The following is a 22,503-nucleotide window of genomic DNA, read 5'->3' as shown; positions in this document are numbered from 1 at the left end:
CTTGCACTGAGCTTGTGGTGTTTCTCTGAGCCATAAAAAAAGCACCCCGAGGGGTGCTTTTTTTATGCAGCAATCGGCGCTTAGCGCTTCATGTGCTCGGGCAGGTGCGGCTGAATGGCAGTCAGCACGGCCTTGAAGCACTTGATATTGCCCGCGACGATGTGGCCTTTGTCGAGGAAGTCGTGGCCGCCATTGAAGTCGCTCACCAGGCCGCCAGCTTCCTGGATCAGCAGTACGCCAGCGGCCATGTCCCACTCGGACAGGCCCGACTCCCAGAAGGCGTCGAAACGGCCGGCGGCAACGTAGGCCAGGTCCAGGCTGGCGGAGCCGGCGCGGCGGATGCCGGCGGTCTGGCCAGTCAGGGCGCGGAACATGCCCAGGTAGTTGTCCAGATCGGCCATCTGGTTGTCGCGGAACGGGAAGCCAGTGCCCAGCAGGGCGCCTTCCAGACTGGTGCGCGAGCTGACGCGCAGGCGACGGCCGTTGAGCTGGGCGCCGCGACCGCGGCTGGCGGTGAATTCTTCCTGGCGAACCGGGTCGACGATGACGGCGTGCTCGAGGCGGCCACGGTACTTGCAGGCGATGCTAACGGCGAAGTGAGGAACGCCACGCAGGAAGTTGGTGGTACCGTCCAGTGGGTCGATGATCCACAGGTAGTCCTTGCCTTCCTCGCCGGAGCCGGCGTGCAGGCCGGTCTCTTCACCCTGGATGGAGTGGTTCGGGTAGGCCTTGCGCAGGGCATTGACGATGGTTTGCTCGGCGGCGCGATCGACTTCGGAGACGTAATCCTTGGCGTCTTTCTCGTCGACCTTGAGGCTATCCAGGCGTTCGATGGAGCGGAAAATCAGTTCACTGGCGCTGCGAGCGGCGCGCAGCGCGATATTCAGCATAGGCTGCATGGGCGTTTCACCTGGGATGTTAAAGAAGAAAGCCGCACATTCTATCAGAAAACTGTTCCGGCAGAAGGGTGACATTTGCTTTCATGGCGTTACGTCTGTCGGTTCTGTAAGATCGACTCCCCCTTTTCCTGTCTCTGTGAGCTCTACACCTTGCTGCAAAATATTCGTGTTGTTCTGGTCAATACCAGCCACCCCGGCAATATCGGCGGCGCTGCGCGAGCCATGAAAAACATGGGCTTGTCGCGCCTGGTGCTGGTTCAGCCACTGGATTTCCCCGCGGTGGACGCCACCGCCCGCGCATCGGGCGCCGATGACGTGCTGGAAAATGCCCAAGTGGTCGATAGCCTCGAAGAGGCGCTGGTCGGCTGTAGTCTGGCGATCGGCACCAGTGCCCGCGACCGCAGCATTCCTTGGCCCTTGCTCGACCCCCGCGAATGCGGTGCAAAGACCGTCGAGCAGGCGGGGGCTGGTGAGGAAATCGCCCTGGTGTTCGGTCGTGAGCACGCCGGTCTGACCAACGAAGAGCTGCAGCGATGTCACTTCCACGTGCACATTCCCTCGAACCCCGACTTCAGTTCGCTGAACCTTGCCGCCGCGGTCCAGGTGCTCGCCTACGAGGTGCGCATGGCTTGGCTGGCGGCACAAGGTTCGCCAACCAAGGTCGAGAAGTTCGAAGCCAACTCGCTGCGTAGCGGTGAGCTGGCGACCATGGACGAAATGGAGCTGTTCTATGAACACCTGGAGAAGACCCTGGTGGAAATCGGCTTCCTCGACCCTGAAAAGCCCAAGCATCTGATGCCGCGACTGCGCAGGCTCTATGGGCGCAGCTCGGTCAATCGTTCGGAAATGAGCATTTTGCGCGGCATTCTCACCGAGACCCAGAAAGTCGCCCGGGGCGAGCCGCATAAACGGAAGGACTAGAAAGAAATGTTCGAGCGTCTGCGTGAAGATATCCAGAGCGTATTCCATCGTGACCCTGCGGCGCGCAACGCCTTCGAGGTGCTGACCTGCTACCCGGGCATGCATGCGATCTGGCTGCACCGTCTGGGCCATGCCTTGTGGATTCGCGACTTCAAATGGCTGGCGCGCCTGGTGTCGAACTTCGGTCGCTGGCTCACCGGCATCGAGATCCATCCGGGAGCGACCATCGGCCGACGTTTCTTCATCGACCATGGTATGGGCATCGTCATTGGCGAAACCGCCGAGATCGGCGACGATGTCACCCTCTACCAGGGCGTGACCCTCGGCGGCACCAGCTGGAACAAGGGCAAGCGCCATCCGACCCTGGAGAACGGTGTGGTGGTGGGAGCGGGGGCCAAGGTGCTCGGCCCGTTCACTGTCGGAGCCGGGGCCAAGATAGGTTCCAATGCCGTGGTTACCAAGGCGGTGCCGGCGGGCGCCACGGCGGTTGGCATTCCGGGGCGTATCATCGTCAAGACCGAGGACGCCGAGGTCGAGGCCAAGCGCAAGGCCATGGCTGAAAAGATCGGCTTTGATGCCTACGGCGTCAGCGGCGACATGCCTGACCCGGTCGCCCGTGCAATTGGCCAGATGCTCGATCATCTGCAAGCGGTCGACGAGCGGCTGGAGGGTATGTGCGGGGCGCTGACCAAGCTCGGTAGTGATTATTGTGGCAAGGAGCTGCCTGCGCTGCCCGAGGAAGACTTCGTCGAAGTCAAGCAGGCCGCACAGAGCGACACTCAGCCGCATTGATTACGGCGCCATGACACACGGGGCGTGTGCTCGCGCCCCTGGTCTGTTAAACTCGCGCCCGCCTCCCTGAAGCAAACCCGACTAAAGCACTAGGTCTAATAGTTGACTTAAATGCTCGGGAATCGCATACTCGCTCACATCCTGTAACTCCCGTGGTACCCACTAGCCATGCGACTGACTACCAAAGGCCGATATGCCGTGACTGCCATGCTCGATCTGGCGTTGCACGCGCAGCATGGGCCGGTGTCTTTGGCCGACATTTCCGAGCGCCAGGGCATTTCCCTCTCTTATCTGGAGCAGCTGTTCGCCAAGTTGCGCCGCAGCAGCCTGGTCTCCAGCGTGCGCGGCCCGGGTGGCGGCTACCAGCTGTCGCGGGGCATGGAAACCATCCAGGTGGCCCAGGTCATCGATGCGGTCAACGAATCGGTCGATGCCACCCGTTGCCAGGGCTTGGGGGACTGTCACGCCGGTGACACCTGTCTGACCCATCACCTGTGGTGCGACCTCAGCCAGCAGATCCATGAATTTCTCAGTGGTATCAGCCTGGCCGACCTCGTCATGCGCCGCGAGGTGCAGGAAGTTGCCCACCGCCAGGACCTGCGACGCGTCGCGGGCCGTACCGCCCAGCTGGACAAGATTGAGACGTCCGCCGTCGACTGATAGCAGCGACGAGCGACGCCACCGCCTGATAGGAGATACTCAATGAAGTTGCCGATCTACCTCGATTACTCCGCGACCACTCCGGTCGATCCCCGCGTCGCCCAGAAGATGGCCGACTGCCTGCTGGTCGACGGGAACTTCGGTAACCCGGCCTCGCGCTCCCACGTCTTCGGCTGGAAGGCCGAAGAAGCGGTCGAGAACGGCCGTCGCCAGGTTGCCGAGCTGATCAACGCCGACCCGCGCGAGATCGTCTGGACCAGCGGTGCCACCGAGTCCGACAACCTCGCCCTCAAAGGCGTGGCGCACTTCTATCAGACCAAGGGCAAGCACATCATTACCTCCAAGATCGAGCACAAGGCGGTCCTGGATACCGCTCGCCAGCTCGAGCGTGAAGGTTTCGAGGTCACCTACCTGGAACCGGGCGAGGACGGCATCGTCACCCCGGCCATGGTCGAGGCTGCTCTGCGCGAAGACACCATCCTGGTCTCGCTGATGCACGTGAACAACGAAGTCGGCTCGATCAACGACATCGCCGCCATCGGTGAGCTGACCCGCTCGCGTGGCGTGCTGTTCCACGTTGACGCCGCACAGTCGGCCGGCAAGGTCGAGATCGATCTGCAGAAGCTCAAGGTCGACCTGATGTCGTTCTCGGCGCACAAGGTTTATGGTCCGAAGGGCATCGGTGCGCTGTACGTCAGCCGCAAGCCGCGTGTACGCCTGGAAGCCATCATCCATGGTGGTGGTCATGAGCGCGGCATGCGTTCGGGCACCCTGCCGACCCACCAGATCGTTGGCATGGGCGAAGCCTTCGCCATCGCCAAGCAGGAAATGGCCGCCGAGAACGCGCGCATCAAGGCCCTGAGCGACCGCTTCTTCGAGCAGGTATCCAACCTCGAAGAGCTGTACGTCAACGGCAGCCGCACGGCCCGCGTGCCGCACAACCTGAACCTGAGCTTCAACTACGTTGAAGGCGAGTCGCTGCTGATGTCGCTCAAGGACATCGCCGTATCGTCCGGTTCGGCCTGTACCTCTGCTTCGCTCGAGCCGTCCTACGTGCTGCGCGCCCTGGGGCGCAACGACGAACTGGCGCACAGCTCGATCCGCTTCTCCTTCGGCCGCTTCACTACCGAGGAAGAAGTCGACTACGCCGCGCAGAAAGTCTGCGAGGCCGTGAACAAACTGCGTGAGCTGTCGCCGCTGTGGGACATGTACAAAGACGGCGTTGACATCTCCAAGATCGAGTGGGCCGCCCACTAAGCAGTCGCCAGCAAGAGCGGCTCCCTGATGAGGAAGGAATTGCACCATGGCATACAGTGAAAAGGTCATCGACCACTACGAAAACCCACGCAACGTCGGCAAGATGAACGCCGATGATCCGGATGTCGGTACCGGCATGGTCGGCGCGCCGGCTTGCGGCGACGTCATGCGCCTGCAGATCAAGGTCAACGAGCAGGGTGTCATCGAAGACGCCAAGTTCAAGACCTACGGTTGCGGCTCGGCCATCGCCTCCAGCTCCCTGGCCACCGAGTGGATGAAGGGTAAGACCCTGGACGAGGCCGAGACCATCAAGAACACCCAGCTGGCCGAAGAACTGGCGTTGCCGCCAGTGAAGATCCACTGCTCCGTACTCGCCGAGGACGCCATCAAGGCGGCCGTGCGCGATTACAAGCAGAAGAAAGGCTTGCTCTAAGTCGCCTGTCGCAAGGCCACTGACGTTGAGGAAAGAGTTCCGATGGCTATCAGCATGACAGAAGCCGCCGCCAACCATGTGCGGCGTTCCCTCGAAGGGCGCGGCAAGGGCGAAGGCATCCGCCTGGGTGTGCGCACCACCGGCTGCTCGGGCCTGGCCTACGTCCTGGAGTTCGTCGATGAACTGGCCGCCGAAGACCAGGTGTTCGAGAACCATGGCGTGAAGGTCATCATCGACCCGAAGAGCCTGGTGTACCTCGATGGCACCGAGCTGGACTTCGTCAAGGAAGGGTTGAACGAAGGCTTCAAGTTCAACAACCCCAACGTGCGCGGTGAGTGTGGCTGCGGCGAAAGCTTCAATGTCTGAGGCTTGACGTGGGTACTCCTTGCCATTTCGCCCTGTTTGACCTCCAGCCTGGCTTCCGTCTGGACCTCGATAAGCTGGCCAATCGCTACCGCGAGCTGGCCCGCGAGGTCCATCCGGACCGTTTCGCCGATGCCTCCGAGCGTGAGCAGCGCGTGGCGCTGGAAAAATCGGCGGCTCTGAACGACGCCTACCAGACCTTGCGCAGCGCACCGCGCCGTGCCCGTTACCTGCTGGCCATCAGTGGCCATGAAGTGCCCCAGGAAGTCACCGTGCACGACCCGGACTTCCTCCTGCAACAGATGCAGTGGCGCGAAGAGCTCGAAGAGCTGCAGGACGAAGCCGATCTGGACGGTGTGGCGGTGTTCAAGAAGCGCCTTAAGGTCGCACAGGAGACGTTGAACGAGGACTTCGCCGCCTGCTGGGACGTGGCTGCCGAGCGTGACAGGGCTGAGCGCCTGATGCGCCGCATGCAGTTCCTCGACAAGCTCGCCCAGGAAGTGCGCCAACTCGAAGAGCGCCTCGACGATTAACTCCGGCGTTGCCCGTGACGACGCCTAAGGTACTCAGATAAGCATGGCCCTACTGCAGATCGCCGAACCCGGTCAAAGCCCTCAGCCGCACCAGCGTCGCCTGGCCGTGGGGATTGACCTGGGCACCACCAATTCCCTGGTCGCTGCCGTGCGCAGTGGTCGCAGCGAACCCCTGCCCGATGCGCAGGGCAGCGTCATTTTGCCGTCCGCGGTGCGCTACCTTGACGGCCGCAGCGAAGTCGGCCTGGCTGCGCGCGAAGCCGCGTCCAGCGATCCGCTCAACACCATCCTGTCGGTCAAGCGCCTGATGGGGCGTGGCCTGGCCGACGTCAAGCAATTGGGTGAGCAACTGCCGTACCGCTTCGTCGGCGGCGAGTCGCATATGCCGTTCATCGACACTGTCCAGGGACCGAAGAGCCCGGTGGAAGTGTCCGCAGACATTCTCAAGGTATTGCGCCAGCGCGCGGAGGAGACCCTCGGTGGCGAGCTGGTGGGCGCTGTGATCACCGTTCCGGCCTATTTCGACGATGCCCAGCGCCAGGCCACCAAGGACGCCGCGCGCCTGGCCGGTCTGAACGTCTTGCGCCTGCTCAACGAGCCTACCGCAGCTGCCGTGGCCTATGGCCTGGACCAGAACGCCGAAGGCCTGGTGGCCATCTATGACCTGGGTGGTGGCACCTTCGATATTTCCATCCTGCGCCTGACCGGCGGTGTCTTCGAAGTGCTCGCCACAGGCGGCGACACGGCCTTGGGTGGCGACGATTTCGACCATGCCATCGCCGGCTGGCTCATTGAGCAGGCCGGCCTTTCGTCCGACCTTGACCCGTCTGCCCAACGCCAGCTGTTGCAGGCTGCCTGTGCCGCCAAGGAGGCCCTGACCGACGCCGATGTCGTCAGCGTGCGTCATGGCGCCTGGCAGGGAGAGTTGAGCCGTGCCGGTTTCGAAGCGCTGATCGAACCGTTGATTGCCCGTAGTCTCAAGGCCTGCCGCCGCGCCGTGCGCGACAGTGGCATTGAGCTGGAGGAGGTCGGTGCAGTGGTGATGGTCGGTGGATCGACCCGCGTACCTCGTGTGCGTGAGGCGGTGGGTGGCCTGTTCGGCCGCACGCCGCTGACATCGATCGACCCGGACCAGGTAGTTGCCATCGGTGCTGCCATCCAGGCCGACACGCTGGCCGGCAACCGCCGTGAAGGCGGCGAACTGCTTCTGCTGGACGTCATCCCGCTTTCCCTGGGCCTTGAGACCATGGGCGGGCTGATGGAGAAGGTGATCCCGCGCAACACGACCATTCCGGTGGCTCGCGCGCAGGAGTTCACCACCTACAAGGATGGCCAGTCGGCCATGATGATCCACGTCCTGCAGGGCGAGCGCGAGCTGATCAGCGATTGCCGTTCGCTGGCGCGCTTCGAGCTGCGCGGCATCCCGGCCATGGTGGCGGGCGCGGCGAAGATCCGCGTCACCTTCCAGGTGGATGCCGATGGCCTGCTCAGCGTCTCGGCCCGTGAGCTGGGCTCGGGCGTTGAGTCCAGTATCCAGGTCAAGCCGTCCTACGGGCTGACCGACGGCGAGATCGCCCGAATGCTCAAGGATTCCTTCGAGCATGCCGGTTCCGACAAGCAGGCGCGCCAGTTGCGCGAGCACCAGGTCGACGGTGAGCGCCTGCTCGAAGCGGTGCAGGGCGCCCTGGATGCCGATGGTGATCGACTGCTAAGCAGCGAAGAGCGCGAAGCGATCGAGTACCAGATGCAAGAATTGCGTGATTTGCTCAGCGGCACCGATGGCGCGGCCATCGAGCAGCAGACCAAGCGTCTGTCGCAGGTGACCGATGCATTTGCCGCCCGTCGCCTTGATTCGACGGTCAAAGCCGCACTGGCCGGGCGCAACCTGAATGAGATCGAGGAGTAACCGATGCCCCAGGTGATTTTCCTGCCGCACGAGAAGTTCTGCCCGGATGGGCTGGTGGTGGAGGTGGAGCCAGGCACCAATATCCTGGAGTTGGCTCACGAGCACCACATCGAAATGGAGAGCGCCTGCGGTGGCGTTTGTGCCTGCACCACCTGTCATTGCATCGTCCGCGAGGGTTTCGACTCGCTGGAGGAAGCCGATGAGCTGGAAGAGGATATGCTGGACAAGGCCTGGGGCCTGGAGGCTCAATCGCGCCTGGCCTGCCAGGTGATCGTCGGGGAAGAAGACCTGACCATCGAGATCCCCAAGTATTCGCTCAACCACGCCGCCGAAGCGCCGCACTGAGGTTCCAGCATGAGCCTGAAATGGATTGATGTACTTGAGATCGCCATCCAGCTTGCGGAAAGCAAGCCGGACGTCGATCCTCGTTATGTGAATTTCGTCGATCTGCACCGCTGGGTGCTGGCTTTGCCAGACTTCAGCGACGATCCGTCACGCGGCGGTGAGAAAGTGCTCGAGGCCATCCAGGCGGCCTGGATCGAAGAAGCCGACTGAGCGTTACCTGCAGGTTAGGCAATCCCCTGGAACCCGCGTATAATTCGCGGGTTTAATTTTTCGCAACACTCAATTTTCTGGAGTTATCCATGGCTGTTCAACGTACTTTCTCCATCATCAAGCCTGACGCCGTCGCCAAGAACGTCATCGGCGAAATCACCACTCGTTTCGAGAAAGCCGGCCTGCGCGTCGTCGCTTCGAAAATGAAGCAACTGTCCAAAGCCGAAGCCGAAGGCTTCTACGCTGAGCACAAAGAGCGCGGTTTCTTCGCTGATCTGGTTGCCTTCATGACTTCCGGCCCGGTCATCGTTCAGGTTCTGGAAGGCGAAAACGCCGTTCTGGCCAACCGTGAGCTGATGGGCGCTACCAACCCGAAAGAAGCTGCTGCCGGCACCATCCGCGCCGACTTCGCCGTTTCCATCGACGAGAACGCTGTCCACGGTTCCGACTCGGAAGCTTCGGCTGCCCGCGAAATCGCTTACTTCTTCTCCGCTACCGAGCTGTGCGACCGCATTCGCTAAGCGAAGCAGGTCTTGGGTGATTCCATGAGTGACATGACTGGCAAGATCAACCTGTTGGGCCTGACCCTGCAGGAAATGGAAAAATTCTTCGAGTCCATCGGAGAGAAGCGTTTTCGTGCCGGTCAGGTCATGAAATGGATTCACCACTTTGGCGTCGATGATTTCGCCGCCATGACCAATGTCGGCAAGGCCTTGCGCGAAAAGCTCGAGGCCGTTGCCGAGATTCGGGCTCCGGAAGTGGTCAGCGAAGACATTTCCGCCGACGGTACCCGCAAGTGGGTGGTCCGCGTTGCCTCCGGCAGTTGCGTCGAGACCGTCTACATTCCCACCGACGATCGCGGCACCCTCTGCGTTTCGTCCCAAGCCGGCTGTGCGCTGGATTGCAGTTTCTGCTCCACCGGCAAGCAAGGCTTCAACAGCAACCTCACTGCCGCCGAAGTGATCGGTCAGGTGTGGCTTGCCAACAAATCCTTCGGGACCGTCCCGGCCAAGATCGACCGCGCTATCACCAACGTGGTCATGATGGGCATGGGCGAACCGCTTTTGAATTTCGACAATGTCATCGCCGCCATGAAGATCATGATGGATGATCTGGGCTATGGCATTTCCAAGCGCCGCGTCACGTTGTCCACCTCGGGCGTGGTGCCTATGATCGACGAGCTGGCCAAGCACATCGATGTGTCCCTGGCCCTGTCGCTGCACGCACCCAATGACGAACTGCGCAACCAACTGGTACCGATCAACAAGAAGTACCCGCTGAAGATGCTGCTGGATTCGTGCATGGGCTACATGTCGACCCTGGGCGGCAAGCGTGTGCTCACCATCGAGTACACCCTGCTCAAGGACGTCAACGACCAGCCCGAGCATGCCGCCCAGATGATCGAGCTGCTGCGTGATGTGCCGTGCAAGATCAACTTGATCCCGTTCAACCCGTTCCCGCATTCGGGCTACGAGCGGCCGAGCAACAATGCCATCCGCCGCTTCCAGGATCTGCTGCACCACGGTGGCTTCAACGTCACCACCCGCACCACCCGCGGCGAAGACATCGATGCCGCCTGTGGTCAGTTGGTCGGCCAGGTCATGGATCGCACCCGTCGTAGTGAGCGCTACATCGCCGTGCGCCAGTTGAGCGCCGACGCAGAGCGCCAAGACAACGCCCCGCGCCACTGACGGTACCCGCCCATGACCTTGCGCGCCGCGCTGTCGATCCTGTCGCTTTCGCTGCTGGCCGGCTGCGTGTCCGGTGGGGCGGGCGACCCTCTGTCCAGCCGCCAGGGGCGCGAGGAGGCGGGGCGGGCCTACGTGCAACTGGGCCTGGGTTATTTGCAACAAGGTTTGACCGGGCAGGCCAAGGCTCCTTTGGTGCGTGCCTTGACCCTCAACGGCGGCGACGCCGATGCCCATGCGGCCCTGGCGCTGGTGTTCCAGGCCGAAGGCGAGCCGGAACTGGCCGAGGCGCATTTGCGCAAGGCCCTGGCAGCGCGACCGGGGGACACGCGGATTCGCAACAATTACGGCAGTTTCCTTTATGCTCAAGGGCAATTTGCCAAGGCCGAGCAGATGTTTCGCCAAGCCGCTGCCGATACCCTGTATCCTGAGCGCTCGCGAATCTACGAGAACCTTGGCTTGGTCGCCCTGAGGCTCGAGCGTCGGGACCAGGCGCATGAGTATCTGGTCAAAGCCCTGCAACTCGATCCGCGGCAACCGAAGGCATTGCTCGAAATGGCTGAGTTGTCCTACGAAAACAGGCATTATGTGCCGGCCCGGGACTACTACGATCGTTTCAGCCAGCTGAACGACCCGAGCGCCCGTAGCCTGTTGCTGGGCAGCCGCCTTGCCCAGGCATTCGACGAGCCTGGCACGGTGGTCGAGCTGGGCCAGCAATTACAACGACTTTATCCCGGTACACCGGAATATCAGCAATACCTGTCGGAGCAACGATGAAAGCCGCGCACCCCGAAGTAGCAGCAGCGACTCGCCAGAATCCCGGTGAGGTCTTGCGCCAGGCCCGCGAGAACCGGGAATGGTCGCAAGCCGAGGTGGCCCGCAAGCTCAACCTCACGGTAAGTTCGTTGAACAACCTTGAAAACGGCGCCTTCGACAAGCTGCCAGGGCACACTTTTGCCCGCGGTTACATCCGTGCCTATGCCAAGCTGATGGACATGGACCAGGCGCCTTTGGTGGAGGCATTCGATCACTACACCGGCACCCACGCCAAGGGCAGCGAGGTCCATTCACTGGGCCGGATCGAAGAGCCGGTGCGTCTGTCGCACAACATCCTGCGCGGCGTCAGCCTGCTGTTGCTGGTGGTCGTGGTCGGTGGTGGCTTCTTCTGGTGGCAGGACCAGAGCAGCCTGCGCGGCAAGGACCTGGCCAAGATCGCCCTGGAGCATGTCGAGGTCGAAAGCGCCGACGGCACCACTCAGATCCACCCGTTGGACGAGCCGGAAGACCAGGCTGTCACCGAAGGCCAGCAACCTGAAGTCTCGCCGCTGCCGCTCGAGCAGGCCACCGAGGGCTCTGCGCCTGAGGCCGCCATCAGCAGCGAAGCACCGACAACCACGAGCGAAGCCCCTGCAGCCACGCCAGCGCTTTCGGCCCCAGTTGCAGCCCCGACCGCCAACACGCCTGTGGCATCTGCTACGCCTGTGGTGCCCGCCGCCGCTGTTCCGTCGACACCGGTCGCTCCGGTCGCACCAGCCAACGCACCGGTCACTGTCGCTGCGACCCCGTCCGAAGTGCCGGTGGGCAGCGCCAAGGTTCAAATCCAGTTCACCGCCGATTGCTGGACCCAGGTCACCGACGGCAACGGTAAGGTGCTGTTCAGCGCCATCAAACGCAAGGGCGACAGCCTCGACCTGAGCGGCAAACCGCCGTTCTCGGTACGCCTGGGCTTTGCCCGTGGCGCCCAGGTCAGCTACAACGGCCAGCCGGTCGACGTAGCTCCGTTCACCAGTGGCGAGACCGCTCGCCTGAAGTTGGGACAGTAACCATGCACGGCGAATCTCCGATCAAACGTCGCGAATCCCGGAAGATCTGGGTCGGCAATGTACCCGTGGGCGGCGATGCTCCCATCGCGGTGCAGAGCATGACCAACACCGACACCAATGACGTCGCCGCCACGGTCGCGCAAATCCAGCGCTTGGTCGATGCAGGCGTCGATATCGTCCGCGTGTCGGTACCGGACATGGACGCCGCCGAGGCGTTCGGCCGCATCAAGCAGCAGGTCAGCGTGCCGCTCGTCGCCGATATCCACTTCGACTATCGCATCGCGTTGCGCGTGGCTGAACTGGGCGTCGACTGTCTGCGCATCAACCCGGGCAACATCGGCCGCGAGGACCGCGTGCGTGCAGTGGTAGACGCCGCCCGTGACCGTGGTATTCCGATCCGTATTGGTGTCAACGCCGGCTCCCTGGAGAAGGACCTGCAGAAGAAATACGGCGAACCGACCCCGGCAGCGCTGGTCGAGTCGGCATTGCGCCATGTCGAGCACCTGGATCGCCTGGACTTCCAGGACTTCAAGGTCAGCGTCAAGGCGTCCGACGTGTTCATGGCCGTGGAGGCCTACCGCTTGCTGGCCAAGCAGATCGTCCAACCGCTGCACCTGGGCATCACCGAAGCCGGTGGCTTGCGTTCGGGGACGGTGAAATCCGCTGTCGGCCTCGGTATGCTGCTGGCCGAAGGCATTGGCGATACCATCCGCATTTCCCTGGCCGCCGACCCGGTCGAGGAAGTGAAGGTCGGCTACGACATCCTCAAGTCGCTGCACCTGCGTTCGCGTGGTATCAACTTCATCGCCTGCCCGAGTTGCTCGCGCCAGAACTTCGATGTGGTCAAGACCATGAACGAGCTGGAAGGGCGCCTGGAAGACCTGCTGGTACCGTTGGACGTGGCCGTGATCGGCTGCGTGGTCAACGGCCCGGGCGAAGCCAAGGAATCCCACGTGGGCCTGACCGGCGGCACGCCGAACCTGGTCTACATCGACGGCAAACCGTCGCAGAAGCTGACCAATGACAACCTGGTCGATGAGTTGGAAAAACTCATCCGCCAGAAAGCGGCCGAAAAGGCCGAGGCCGACGCGGCGCTGATCGCCCGCGGCTGATACCCAGATTCGTAAGGACTTTTCGTGAGCAAATCGCTGCAAGCCATCCGTGGCATGAACGACATCCTGCCCGACCAGTCGCCCCTGTGGCGCTACTTCGAAGGTACTGTGGCCGGCCTGCTGGACACCTATGGCTACAGCCAGATCCGCACGCCGATCGTCGAATTCACCGAGCTTTTCAAGCGCTCGATTGGTGAAGTCACCGATATCGTCGAAAAAGAGATGTACACCTTCGAGGACCGCAACGGCGATTCGCTCACCTTGCGTCCTGAAGGCACTGCCGCCTGCGTGCGCGCCGTGCTTGAGCACGGCATCACCGGCAATGGCCAGGTGCAGAAGCTGTGGTACGTCGGCCAGATGTTCCGCCACGAGCGCCCGCAGAAGGGCCGCTACCGCCAGTTCCACCAGATCGGTGTCGAGGTGTTCAACCTTGAAGGTCCGGACGTAGATGCCGAGCTGATCATGCTGACCTGGCGCCTGTGGGGCCTGCTGGGCATCCAGGATGCGGTCAAGCTCGAACTCAACAGCCTGGGCACCAGCGAGGCCCGTGCCCGCTACCGCGATGCGTTGGTCGAGTTCCTGTCGGCACGTCTCGAGCAATTGGACGAAGACAGCCAGCGTCGCCTCAAGAGCAACCCACTGCGTATCCTCGACAGCAAGGACCAGGGTACCCAGGCAGTGCTGGTCGGCGCGCCGAAACTCGAAGACTACCTGGACGAAGAGTCCCGCGTGCACTTCGAGGGCCTCAAGGCTCGTCTGGACGCCGCCGGCATTCCGTTTGTGATCAACACCAAGCTGGTCCGCGGGCTGGACTACTACAGCAAGACCGTGTTCGAGTGGGTCACCGACAAGCTCGGCGCCCAGGGCACGGTCTGTGCCGGTGGCCGCTATGACGGGCTGGTCGAGCAGATGGGCGGCAAGCCGACCCCGGGCGTGGGTTTCGCCATGGGTATCGAGCGCCTGATCCTGCTGCTGGAGACCCTGGGCAAGGTGCCCGAGTCCATCAGCCGTCAGATCGACGTCTACCTGTGCGCCTTCGGCGAGCAGGCGGAGCTGGCCGGATTGCGTCTTTCCGAGGCCCTGCGTGATCGCCTGCCGGGTCTGCGCCTGGCGGTCAACGCCGGTGGCGGCAGCTTCAAGAGCCAGTTCAAGAAGGCCGACAAGAGCGGGGCGCTGTTCGCCCTGATCCTTGGTGATGACGAACTGGCGCAGCAAATGATTGGATTCAAGCCCCTGCGTGGCCAGGGCGAACAACAGAACATTGCCTGGGATGCTCTGGCCGAGCACCTGCAAGCCGCTGTCGCGCAGGCGTGACAGGGTCAAACAGCCGAATTGCTGAAAAGGAGTATTGGGGTGTCGAGTACCGATGATGATGGCCTGGCCGCAGCCAAGGACTGGTGGAACCGCAACGGCAAGCCGCTGCTGACCGGTGCCCTGCTGGCTGGCGTGGTGGTTATGGGCTGGCAGACCTGGCACAAGTACCAGAACAACCAGTCGCAAGGCGCCTCGGCCCTGTACCAGGCCCTGCTGGAAACCAGCCTGACGCCAAGCGGTCAGCCAGACGCAACCAAGGTTGCGGAACTGTCCGGCAAGCTCAAGAGCGAGTTCGGTGGCTCGGCCTATGCCCAGTACGGCAGCCTGTTCGTGGCCAAGGTCGCGGTCGACAGCGGCAAGCTTGACGACGCCGCCGCCGAGCTCAAGAGCGTGATGGACAAGCCGGCCGATGCCACCTTGGGTGAGATTGCACGTCAGCGTCTGGCCCGTGTACTGGCCGCCCAGGACAAAGCCGAAGAAGCCCTCAAGCTGCTCGACGGTGATGCCGACAAGGCCTTCCTGGCCAGCCGCGAAGAACTCAAGGGCGATTTGCTGGTCCAGCTGGGGCGCGCCGACGATGCCCATAGCGCCTATGAAAAAGCCAAGGCCGCGTTGTCCGATGACGCTGCGGTCGGTGGCCTGCAACTGAAGCTGGATGACCTGGCCAAAGGGGACGCCTGACGTGATCGGTTGGAAACAAGCAGCAGTGCTCACCCTGGCCGTGCTGGCCGCAGGTTGCAGCAGCAACAGCAAGAAGGAACTGCCTCCGGCCGAGCTGACCAAGTTCACCGAGGAGGTGGTGCTCAAGAAGCAGTGGAGCCGCTCGATCGGCGACGGCCAGGGTGAGACATACAACACCTTGGTTCCGGCCATCGAGAACGACCGCATCTATGCCTCCGACGTCAACGGTCGGGTCATGGCCCTGAACCGCATCGACGGCGACGTGGTGTGGAAGAAGGACTTGGACCTGTCGGTCTCCGGCGCAGTCGGCGTGGGTTACGGTCTGGTCATGCTCGGTACCCTCAAGGGCGAAGTCATTGCCCTGGATGCCAGCACCGGCGAAGAGCGCTGGCGTTCTCGGGTGACCAGCGAAGTGCTGGCGCCGCCTGCCAACAACGGTGACGTGGTGGTGGTGCAGACCCAGGACGACCGTTTGATCGGCCTCGACGCTGCCACCGGTGACCGCCTGTGGATCTATGAGAACACCCCGGCCGTACTGACCCTGCGCGGCACCGGCGCACCTGTGGTGACCAACCGCCTGGCCGTGGCCGGCCTGTCCACCGGCAAGGTGGTCGCGGTGGATGTGCGCAACGGTGTGCCGGTGTGGGAGAGCCGCGTGGCCATTCCGCAGGGCCGTTCGGAGCTCGACCGCGTGGTGGACATCGACGGCGGCCTGCTGCTGTCCGGCGGCACCCTGTACGTGAGTACCTACCAGGGCCGCGTTGCGGGCCTGGACCTGGAAACCGGTCGTGTGCTGTGGCAGCGCGATGCCTCCAGCTACGTCGGTGTCGCCCAGGGCTTCGGCAACGTCTATGTCAGCGAAGCGTCGGGCACCGTGGAAAGCGTCGATGAGCGCTCGTCCAGCGCTCTGTGGACCAACGACTCCATGGCGCGCCGCCAGCTGTCGGCACCGGAAGTGTTCTCCAGCTATGTGGCCGTGGGTGATTTCGAGGGCTACCTGCATCTGCTCAGCCAGGTCGATGGTCGCTTCGTGGGTCGCGAGCGGATCGACAGCGATGGCCTGCGCGCCCGTCCCCTGGTGGTCGGCGACACCATCTACGTCTTTGGCAACAGCGGCAAACTCGAGGCACTGACCATCCGCTGAAGCTAAGCTTGAGGCCGGATACGGCCTCGGGCCGCGGCGCATGATGCACCGCACGAACTCCGGCCGCTGCCTTGCAGCGGCCTTTGCATTTTCAAGAATTCAAGAGTGGAGAGCCGCATGGTTCCCGTAATCGCCCTGGTGGGACGGCCGAACGTCGGCAAATCCACCATGTTCAACCGCCTGACCAAGACCCGCGATGCCATCGTCGGTGACCTCTCGGGCCTGACCCGTGACCGCCAGTATGGTGATGCCACCTGGCAGGGTCGTTCCTACATCCTGATCGACACCGGTGGTATCACCGGTGATGAAGTGGGCATGGACGAGAAGATGGCCGAGCAATCGCTGATGGCCATCGAAGAAGCCGACTATGTGCTGTTCCTGGTCGATGCCCGCGCCGGTATGACCGCCGCTGACCAGATGATCGCCGAGCACCTGCGCAAGCGGAACAAAGAGGCGATCCTGGTCGCCAACAAGATCGACAACATCGATGCGGACGTTGCCCGCGCTGAGTTCTCGCCACTGGGCATGGGTAATGCCATTCCGGTCGCCGGTTCCCAGGGGCGTGGCATCAACGCCCTGATGGAAGCCGTGCTGGGCCACATTCCGCGCGACAAGGTCGAGGAAGCCCTTGACGAAGACGTCGCCGAAGGTGAAGAGGCCGCACGGATTCCTGGGCCGAGCGAGAAGGATGGCATCAAGATCGCCATCATCGGTCGTCCCAACGTCGGCAAGTCGACCCTGGTCAACCGCATGCTCGGTGAAGAGCGCGTGGTGGTCTACGACCAGCCGGGCACTACTCGGGACAGTATCTACATCCCGTTCGAGCGTGACGATGAGAAGTACACCTTCATCGACACCGCCGGGGTGCGCAAGCGCGGCAAGATCCACGAGGAAGTCGAGAAATTCTCGGTGGTCAAGACGCTGCAGGCGATCAAGGACGCCAACGTGGTGATCTTTGTCATGGATGCCCGTGAAGGCGTGGTCGACCACGACCTGAACCTGCTGGGCTTCGCCCTGGAAGCAGGTCGTGCCATCGTTATCGCCCTGAACAAGTGGGACGGCATGGAGCCGAGCGAGCGCGATTACGTGAAGACGGAGCTCGAGCGCCGGCTATTCTTCGTCGACTTCGCCGACATCCACTTCATCTCTGCGCTGCACGGCACCGGTGTGGGCCACCTGTACAAATCCGTGCAGGCTGCGTTCAAGTCGGCAGTCACTCGCTGGCCGACCAGCCGCCTGACCCAGATCCTTGAGGACGCCATCAGCGAGCACCAGCCGCCGATGGTCAACGGTCGTCGCATCAAGCTGCGTTACGCCCACCTCGGTGGGGCGAACCCGCCGCTGATCGTGATCCACGGCAACCAGACCGACAAGATCCCGCGGTCGTACTCGCGTTACCTGGAAAACACCTACCGCCGGGTGCTCAAGCTGGTCGGCACGCCGATCCGTATCGAGTACAAGGGCAGCGACAACCCGTTCGAGGGCAAGAAGAACACCCTCACCGATCGTCAGGTCAACAAGAAGCGCCGCCTGATGTCGCACCACAAGAAAGCCGAGAAGAAGCGCAAGGACAAGCGCAAGTAAGCGGCGAGCTTCAGGCCTCAAGAGAGAGCTGTGCACTGTGTCCTGCTTTTTCTTGCTGCTTGAAGCTTTTCGCTTGTGGCTTCGTCCTTTTTCCTGACCGCTCGATCCGCTATGCTCGGGCTCTACCCCGTGCCGTATGCAGTGTTCAGGAAAGAGGGCTTCATGATCCGCAGCAAATTGCCGAACGTCGGCACGACCATCTTCACCACCATGTCGCAGTTGGCCGTGCAGACAGGTGCGCTCAACCTGTCCCAGGGCTTTCCGGATTTCGACGCGCCCCAGGCGCTGCTCGACGCGGTGTGCCGCCATGTCATGGCCGGCCATAACCAATACTCGCCGATGGCCGGCCTGCCAGCCTTGCGCCAGCAAGTGGCGGCCAAGATCGCACGTCTGTATGGCGTGACGGTCGATGCCGATCATGAAGTGACCATCACGCCAGGTGCCACCGAGGCGATCTTCTGTGCCATCCAGGCAGTGATCCAGGCGGGCGACGAGGTAATCGTCTTCGATCCGTCCTATGACAGCTATGAGCCGTCCGTGGAACTGGCCGGTGGGCGCTGCGTGCATGTGCAGCTCTGCGATGGCGATTTCCGTATCGATTGGCAGAAGTTCAGCGATGCGCTGACGCCGCGCACGCGCATGGTCATCCTGAATTCGCCACACAACCCCAGCGGCGCATTGATCAGCCGTGCGGATCTGGACCAGCTGGCGCGCCTGATCGAAGGCCGCGATATCTACCTGGTCAGTGACGAAGTGTACGAGCACCTGATCTATGACGGCGTGCGCCATGCCAGCGTACTGGCCCATGAGCAGCTGTATTCACGCGCATTCGTGATCAGCTCGTTCGGCAAGACTTATCACGTCACTGGCTGGAAGACCGGCTATGTGGTGGCGCCACCGGCGTTGAGCGTGGAGCTTCGCAAGGTCCACCAGTACGTCAACTTCTGTGGCGTAACGCCCTTGCAGTGTGCCCTGGCCGATTTCATGGCCGAGCACCCTGAGCACCTGGATGAACTGCCGGGTTTCTATCAGGCCAAGCGCGACCTGTTCTGCGACTTGCTGCAGGACTCGCGTTTCACCTTCACCCGTACCCCAGGGACTTACTTCCAGCTGGTGGATTATTCGCAGATACGCCCGGACCTGGGTGATGTCGAAATGTCTCTGTGGCTGACCCGTGAGCACGGCGTGGCGACCATTCCGGTTTCGGTGTTCTATCAGCAACCCATCCCCGAGCAACGCCTGGTGCGCCTGTGCTTTGCCAAACGTGAGGAGACGCTGCGTCAGGCGGCGGAAAAACTATGCGCGATCTGAGCCAACTGCCTAACCTGAAAGTCGCCCTGGTGCAGACAACCTTGGCTTGGCACGACCGTGAAGCCAACTATGCGCATTTCGAAGAGCTGTTGGCCCAGGTGGGCGAGGCGGATCTGGTGATCCTTCCCGAGATGTTCACCACCGGTTTCTCCATGGAGTCCGAAAGCCTCGCCGAGCCTGAGAATGGCCCCACCTACAAATGGCTCAAGGCCCAGGCCAAGAAGTTCGATACGGTGATCACCGGCAGCGTGATCATCCAGGCCGCCGATGGCAGCCACCGCAACCGCTTGCTGTGGGCGCGGCCCGATGGCGAGATCCTGCATTACGACAAGCGCCACCTGTTCCGCATGGCCGGCGAGCACCGGCACTACACACCAGGCGAGCGGCAGGTGCAGTTCGAGCTCAAAGGGTGGCGCGTGCGCCCACTGATCTGCTACGACCTGCGTTTCCCTGTGTGGAGCCGTGATGCCCAGGACACCGACCTGCTGCTTTATACCGCCAACTGGCCGGCTGCGCGCCGTCAGCACTGGAACCGCCTGTTACCGGCGCGGGGGATCGAGAACCTGTGCTATGTGGCGGCGGTGAACCGTGTCGGCACCGACGGCAAGGGCTTTGCCTATTCGGGCGACAGCCAGGTGCTGGATTTCCAGGGGGAGAGCCTTCTCAGTGCCGGCGAAGCCGATGGTGTGTTCACCGTGGTGCTACGGGCGGCGGAGCTGGCGGCGTATCGCGCACGTTTCCCGGCCAACCTGGATGCCGATACCTTCGAACTGCATTATTGAATCTTTCGCAGGTCAACCCGCTCCCACCAGTACTGCGCCGAGCCTGAGGACAGCGCAATGCTTGTAGGTGCGGGTTTACTCAATCAGTACACATCCCGCCGATACCGCCCATCCTCGATCAACTGCTGTACCCGCTCGGCCCCAAGGACTCCATTGAGCGCTGCGTCCACGCCCGCGGCCATTCCCTGCAAGCTTCCGCAGACATAGACACACGCCCCGTCGGCCACCCAGCGCTTGAGCACCTCGGCCTGCTGCAACAGCACATCCTGCACATAGACTTTCTCCGCTTGGTCCCGTGAAAACGCCAGGTCCAGTCGTTGCAGGTCTCCAGCGGCCAACCAGGCCTGAAGCTCGTCCCCACACAGCAAGTCATGGGCACGGTTGCGCTCGCCGAATAGCAACCAGTTGCGCGTTTCGCCAGCGGCGATACGCGCCTTGAGCAGGCTACGCAGGCCTGCAAGGCCTGTGCCGTTGCCGATCAGGATCATCGGCGCGGGGGCGTCCGGCAGGCGGAAGCCGCTGTTGCGGCGCAGGCGCAGGCTGACATTGCCCTGCAGCGGTAGATATTCGGTCAGCCAACCCGAGCCCAGGCCCAGGCTGCCGTCGGGGTGCCGTTCCTGACGCACGATCAGCTCCAGCACGCCGTCGCTGGCGATCGACGCGATGGAGTATTCCCGTGGGGTGATGGGAATCAAGGCATCGACCACTGCCTGGGCATGCAGGCCCACCAGATGTTCCCGGCCCAGTGGCAACTGGCGGGTGGCCAGGGCCTGACCGAGAGGCTCGCGCAGGCCGTCCAGTTGCACCGGGGTCGTCACGTCCAGTCCCAGGCCGGCGAGCAAAGCGTCAATGCGCGGTTGGCTGTTGCGTGGCAGGACCTCTACCAGATCACCTGCTTCCCAGGTGTGGGGTTGGTCTGACTGCAGCCCCAGCAAGTAGACTGATGCGCCCTGGCTGCCTGGGTTCAGGCATTGGCGCTGGCGCAGGGTCCAGTTGGCGAACGATGGCGCTTGCCAGGCGGTCACCGGCTGGGCTCCGGTCAGTTGGGCGAGTGCCTGTTGCCACTGCAGCAGGGCTGCCGGGTCAGCGTTGTCCACCTCCACCGGGCTGAATGCATGGGTGGCGCCGCGTTCGCCCAACCAGGCCTGAAGCCTGCGGGCGAAGCCACAGAAGTGCGGGTACTGGCGATCGCCCAGCGCGAGTACGGCGTAGTTCAGGTGGTCCAGCGCCCACGGTTGGCCGAGCACCTTGCGCTCGAAGGCGCGGGCGCTGTCAGGGGCTTCGCCGTCGCCGAAGGTACTCACCACGAACAGCGCGCGACGGGCCTGTTGGAGGTCGGCTTCACCCAGTTCGGCCAGCGCTCGGACTTGCACTGGCAGCCCGGCCGCTTGCAGTTGGCCGGCGCTCTGCCAGGCCAGCTGTTCGGCGAAACCGCTCTGGCTGGCGAAACCGATCAGCCAGCTGTCGCCACCCGCCTTGGCGGGGGCTACCGAGCTGCGGGCCGCCCGTACTTGGCGTTTCTTGCGTCGGCGATCGAGGTACAGCAGCCAGCCGGTGATGAAGAACAGCGGCATGGTCAGGCTGGCCACGGTGACGATGATCCGACCTGGCAGACCGAAGTAGCTGCCCACGTGCAAGGCGTAGACGCTCTGCAGCAATTGCGCCTTGAACGATTTGTCGGTGTAGCGCTTGTGGCGTTTCACCTGGCCGGTGGCCGGGTCCAGCGTCAGAGTGTTGAAGGCGCGCTCGTGGTCGGCACCTTCGAGGAGGTAGAACAGCGTCGCCGGCTGCCCACCGGCAGGCGGCAGGCGCAAGTTGTAGGTCACCAGGCTGGGGCCTGCGGCCTCCTTGAGGCTGGTCCAGATGGCGTCATAATCCACCACCAGGGGCGGTGCGTCCTTGTCGAGCTTCTGCGGGCCGTGGCGGCCACGGCCTTCGCCACGCTTGTGCTGTTGCCCGGCGGCGGGGGCGTCGGCCAGTAGTTTGTTCAGGCCTTCGCGGTACCATTCGTAGGACCAGAACAGGCCGGTCAGGGCGAACAGCAGATAGAACAGCAGGCACCAGGTCCCGGCGACGGCGTGCAGGTCCCAGTTGAAGGCGCGGCCTTTCTTGGCCCACTCCAGCGTCAGCCATGCCCGCCAGTTCAACGCCTGACGTGGCCAGCGCAGATACAGGCCTGAGAGGCAGAAGAACACCAGCATCAGGGTGCAGGCACCAGTAATCTGCCGACCGGTGTCGCCCATGGCCAAGAAGCGATGCAGCTGCAGCATCAGGTTGAAGAAGCCTTGCCCCGTGACGTCACCCTGGAACTGGCCGGTGTAGGGGTCGACATAGCGCATCTGGCCGCGACGCTCGCCTGGTGGCGGCTGGAAGAAAATGCGCGCGGCATTGCCATCGCGGGTATCGACCCACAGCATCGAGACGGTGTCGCCCTGGGCCGCTTCGACCCGGCGCACCAGCTCGGCCGGCGGCAGCACGCCTTCCTGGCGTACCTGGACCTTGAGCACGTCGGGATTGAACAGGCGCAGCAGTTCTTCCTGGAACGAATAAACCGCCCCGGTGATGCCCATCAACGCCAGCACCAGGCCAGCGGTGATGCCAAAGAACCAGTGCAATTGGAACAGCGACTTCTTCACCACATCGTTCACCTTGTCTGGACGCCGGGCGAGGCGCGGCGTGCATTATGCCTTGGTACGCGAAAGCCCCGGTCACCGGAAAGGTGAGCGGGGCTTTGGGGCGCGACTT

At 62.9% G+C, this 22,503-nt stretch carries 23 protein-coding genes; 21 read left to right on the top strand and 2 right to left on the bottom strand.

Annotation, left to right across the window (positions count from 1 at the left end):
• Window positions 1–80: 80 nt before the first annotated feature.
• Window positions 81–899 (bottom strand): type III secretion system regulator SuhB, encoded by an 819-nt coding sequence (gene suhB, locus ABOA88_RS05860; protein ID WP_043208077.1) that lies wholly within the window; start codon window positions 897–899, stop codon window positions 81–83.
• A 150-nt stretch (window positions 900–1,049) separates the two neighbouring features.
• Here suhB and trmJ point away from each other — a divergent pair, with 150 nt between their 5' ends.
• From trmJ to ABOA88_RS05755, 21 genes are all read left to right on the top strand, one after another.
• Window positions 1,050–1,820: a tRNA (cytosine(32)/uridine(32)-2'-O)-methyltransferase TrmJ gene (gene trmJ / locus ABOA88_RS05855; RefSeq protein ID WP_196169660.1), complete on the top strand. Its 771-nt coding sequence runs from the start codon at window positions 1,050–1,052 to the stop codon at window positions 1,818–1,820.
• Window positions 1,821–1,826: 6 nt separating this feature from the next.
• Complete coding sequence (cysE, locus tag ABOA88_RS05850; RefSeq protein WP_196169659.1) at window positions 1,827–2,612, top strand: serine O-acetyltransferase; 786 nt, start codon at window positions 1,827–1,829, stop codon at window positions 2,610–2,612.
• Window positions 2,613–2,780: 168 nt separating this feature from the next.
• Window positions 2,781–3,272: a Fe-S cluster assembly transcriptional regulator IscR gene (iscR, locus tag ABOA88_RS05845; RefSeq protein WP_043208084.1), complete on the top strand. Its 492-nt coding sequence runs from the start codon at window positions 2,781–2,783 to the stop codon at window positions 3,270–3,272.
• A gap of 42 nt (window positions 3,273–3,314) precedes the next feature.
• The gene (locus ABOA88_RS05840) at window positions 3,315–4,529 is read left to right on the top strand and encodes an IscS subfamily cysteine desulfurase (RefSeq protein ID WP_043208086.1); all 1,215 of its coding nucleotides are present in this window, start codon (window positions 3,315–3,317) and stop codon (window positions 4,527–4,529) included.
• A 46-nt stretch (window positions 4,530–4,575) separates the two neighbouring features.
• The gene (gene iscU / locus ABOA88_RS05835; RefSeq protein ID WP_043208088.1) at window positions 4,576–4,962 is read left to right on the top strand and encodes a Fe-S cluster assembly scaffold IscU; all 387 of its coding nucleotides are present in this window, start codon (window positions 4,576–4,578) and stop codon (window positions 4,960–4,962) included.
• A 42-nt stretch (window positions 4,963–5,004) separates the two neighbouring features.
• Window positions 5,005–5,328 carry an iron-sulfur cluster assembly protein IscA gene (gene iscA, locus ABOA88_RS05830; RefSeq protein ID WP_043208089.1) on the top strand — a complete coding sequence of 108 codons (324 nt, stop codon included), beginning with the start codon at window positions 5,005–5,007 and terminating at the stop codon, window positions 5,326–5,328.
• An 8-nt stretch (window positions 5,329–5,336) separates the two neighbouring features.
• The gene (hscB, locus tag ABOA88_RS05825) at window positions 5,337–5,858 is read left to right on the top strand and encodes a co-chaperone HscB (RefSeq protein WP_196169658.1); all 522 of its coding nucleotides are present in this window, start codon (window positions 5,337–5,339) and stop codon (window positions 5,856–5,858) included.
• 43 nt (window positions 5,859–5,901) lie between these two features.
• A complete protein-coding gene (gene hscA, locus ABOA88_RS05820; RefSeq protein WP_196169657.1) occupies window positions 5,902–7,764 on the top strand; it encodes a Fe-S protein assembly chaperone HscA in 1,863 nt (620 codons plus the stop codon).
• Between the two features lie 3 nt (window positions 7,765–7,767).
• Window positions 7,768–8,109, top strand: coding sequence for an ISC system 2Fe-2S type ferredoxin (gene fdx / locus ABOA88_RS05815; RefSeq protein WP_043208095.1), 342 nt, complete (start codon window positions 7,768–7,770; stop codon window positions 8,107–8,109).
• Window positions 8,110–8,118: 9 nt separating this feature from the next.
• The gene (gene iscX / locus ABOA88_RS05810) at window positions 8,119–8,319 is read left to right on the top strand and encodes a Fe-S cluster assembly protein IscX (RefSeq protein WP_196169656.1); all 201 of its coding nucleotides are present in this window, start codon (window positions 8,119–8,121) and stop codon (window positions 8,317–8,319) included.
• Window positions 8,320–8,408: 89 nt separating this feature from the next.
• Window positions 8,409–8,840 carry a nucleoside-diphosphate kinase gene (gene ndk, locus ABOA88_RS05805; protein ID WP_023382208.1) on the top strand — a complete coding sequence of 144 codons (432 nt, stop codon included), beginning with the start codon at window positions 8,409–8,411 and terminating at the stop codon, window positions 8,838–8,840.
• 24 nt (window positions 8,841–8,864) lie between these two features.
• Window positions 8,865–10,010, top strand: coding sequence for a 23S rRNA (adenine(2503)-C(2))-methyltransferase RlmN (gene rlmN, locus ABOA88_RS05800; protein WP_196163715.1), 1,146 nt, complete (start codon window positions 8,865–8,867; stop codon window positions 10,008–10,010).
• Between the two features lie 12 nt (window positions 10,011–10,022).
• Window positions 10,023–10,784, top strand: coding sequence for a type IV pilus biogenesis/stability protein PilW (gene pilW, locus ABOA88_RS05795; protein WP_196169655.1), 762 nt, complete (start codon window positions 10,023–10,025; stop codon window positions 10,782–10,784).
• Complete coding sequence (locus ABOA88_RS05790; protein WP_367851385.1) at window positions 10,781–11,830, top strand: RodZ domain-containing protein; 1,050 nt, start codon at window positions 10,781–10,783, stop codon at window positions 11,828–11,830. Before pilW ends, ABOA88_RS05790 begins: the two co-directional genes overlap by 4 nt.
• A gap of 2 nt (window positions 11,831–11,832) precedes the next feature.
• Window positions 11,833–12,942 (top strand): flavodoxin-dependent (E)-4-hydroxy-3-methylbut-2-enyl-diphosphate synthase, encoded by a 1,110-nt coding sequence (ispG, locus tag ABOA88_RS05785; protein WP_043208105.1) that lies wholly within the window; start codon window positions 11,833–11,835, stop codon window positions 12,940–12,942.
• A gap of 24 nt (window positions 12,943–12,966) precedes the next feature.
• A complete protein-coding gene (hisS, locus tag ABOA88_RS05780) occupies window positions 12,967–14,256 on the top strand; it encodes a histidine--tRNA ligase (protein ID WP_196169653.1) in 1,290 nt (429 codons plus the stop codon).
• Window positions 14,257–14,295: 39 nt separating this feature from the next.
• Complete coding sequence (locus ABOA88_RS05775; RefSeq protein ID WP_070093056.1) at window positions 14,296–14,937, top strand: tetratricopeptide repeat protein; 642 nt, start codon at window positions 14,296–14,298, stop codon at window positions 14,935–14,937.
• Window position 14,938: 1 nt separating this feature from the next.
• Window positions 14,939–16,081, top strand: coding sequence for an outer membrane protein assembly factor BamB (bamB, locus tag ABOA88_RS05770; RefSeq protein WP_070577057.1), 1,143 nt, complete (start codon window positions 14,939–14,941; stop codon window positions 16,079–16,081).
• 117 nt (window positions 16,082–16,198) lie between these two features.
• Complete coding sequence (der, locus tag ABOA88_RS05765) at window positions 16,199–17,665, top strand: ribosome biogenesis GTPase Der (protein ID WP_196169652.1); 1,467 nt, start codon at window positions 16,199–16,201, stop codon at window positions 17,663–17,665.
• A gap of 162 nt (window positions 17,666–17,827) precedes the next feature.
• Complete coding sequence (locus ABOA88_RS05760) at window positions 17,828–18,976, top strand: pyridoxal phosphate-dependent aminotransferase (protein WP_367851386.1); 1,149 nt, start codon at window positions 17,828–17,830, stop codon at window positions 18,974–18,976.
• Window positions 18,964–19,758: an amidohydrolase gene (locus tag ABOA88_RS05755; protein WP_043208116.1), complete on the top strand. Its 795-nt coding sequence runs from the start codon at window positions 18,964–18,966 to the stop codon at window positions 19,756–19,758. Before ABOA88_RS05760 ends, ABOA88_RS05755 begins: the two co-directional genes overlap by 13 nt.
• 83 nt (window positions 19,759–19,841) lie before the next feature.
• On the opposite strand, the gene ABOA88_RS05750 is transcribed toward ABOA88_RS05755, so the two are convergent.
• The gene (locus tag ABOA88_RS05750; protein ID WP_367851387.1) at window positions 19,842–22,397 is read right to left on the bottom strand and encodes a PepSY domain-containing protein; all 2,556 of its coding nucleotides are present in this window, start codon (window positions 22,395–22,397) and stop codon (window positions 19,842–19,844) included.
• Window positions 22,398–22,503 lie beyond the last annotated feature (106 nt).

It is taken from the genome of Pseudomonas sp. PKS (assembly GCF_051913525.1).
Classification (GTDB): Bacteria; Pseudomonadota; Gammaproteobacteria; order Pseudomonadales; family Pseudomonadaceae; genus Aquipseudomonas; species Aquipseudomonas guariconensis_D.
The sequence above is the reverse complement of the archived record's forward strand: the minus strand, read 5'-3'. Positions and strand labels throughout refer to the sequence as shown.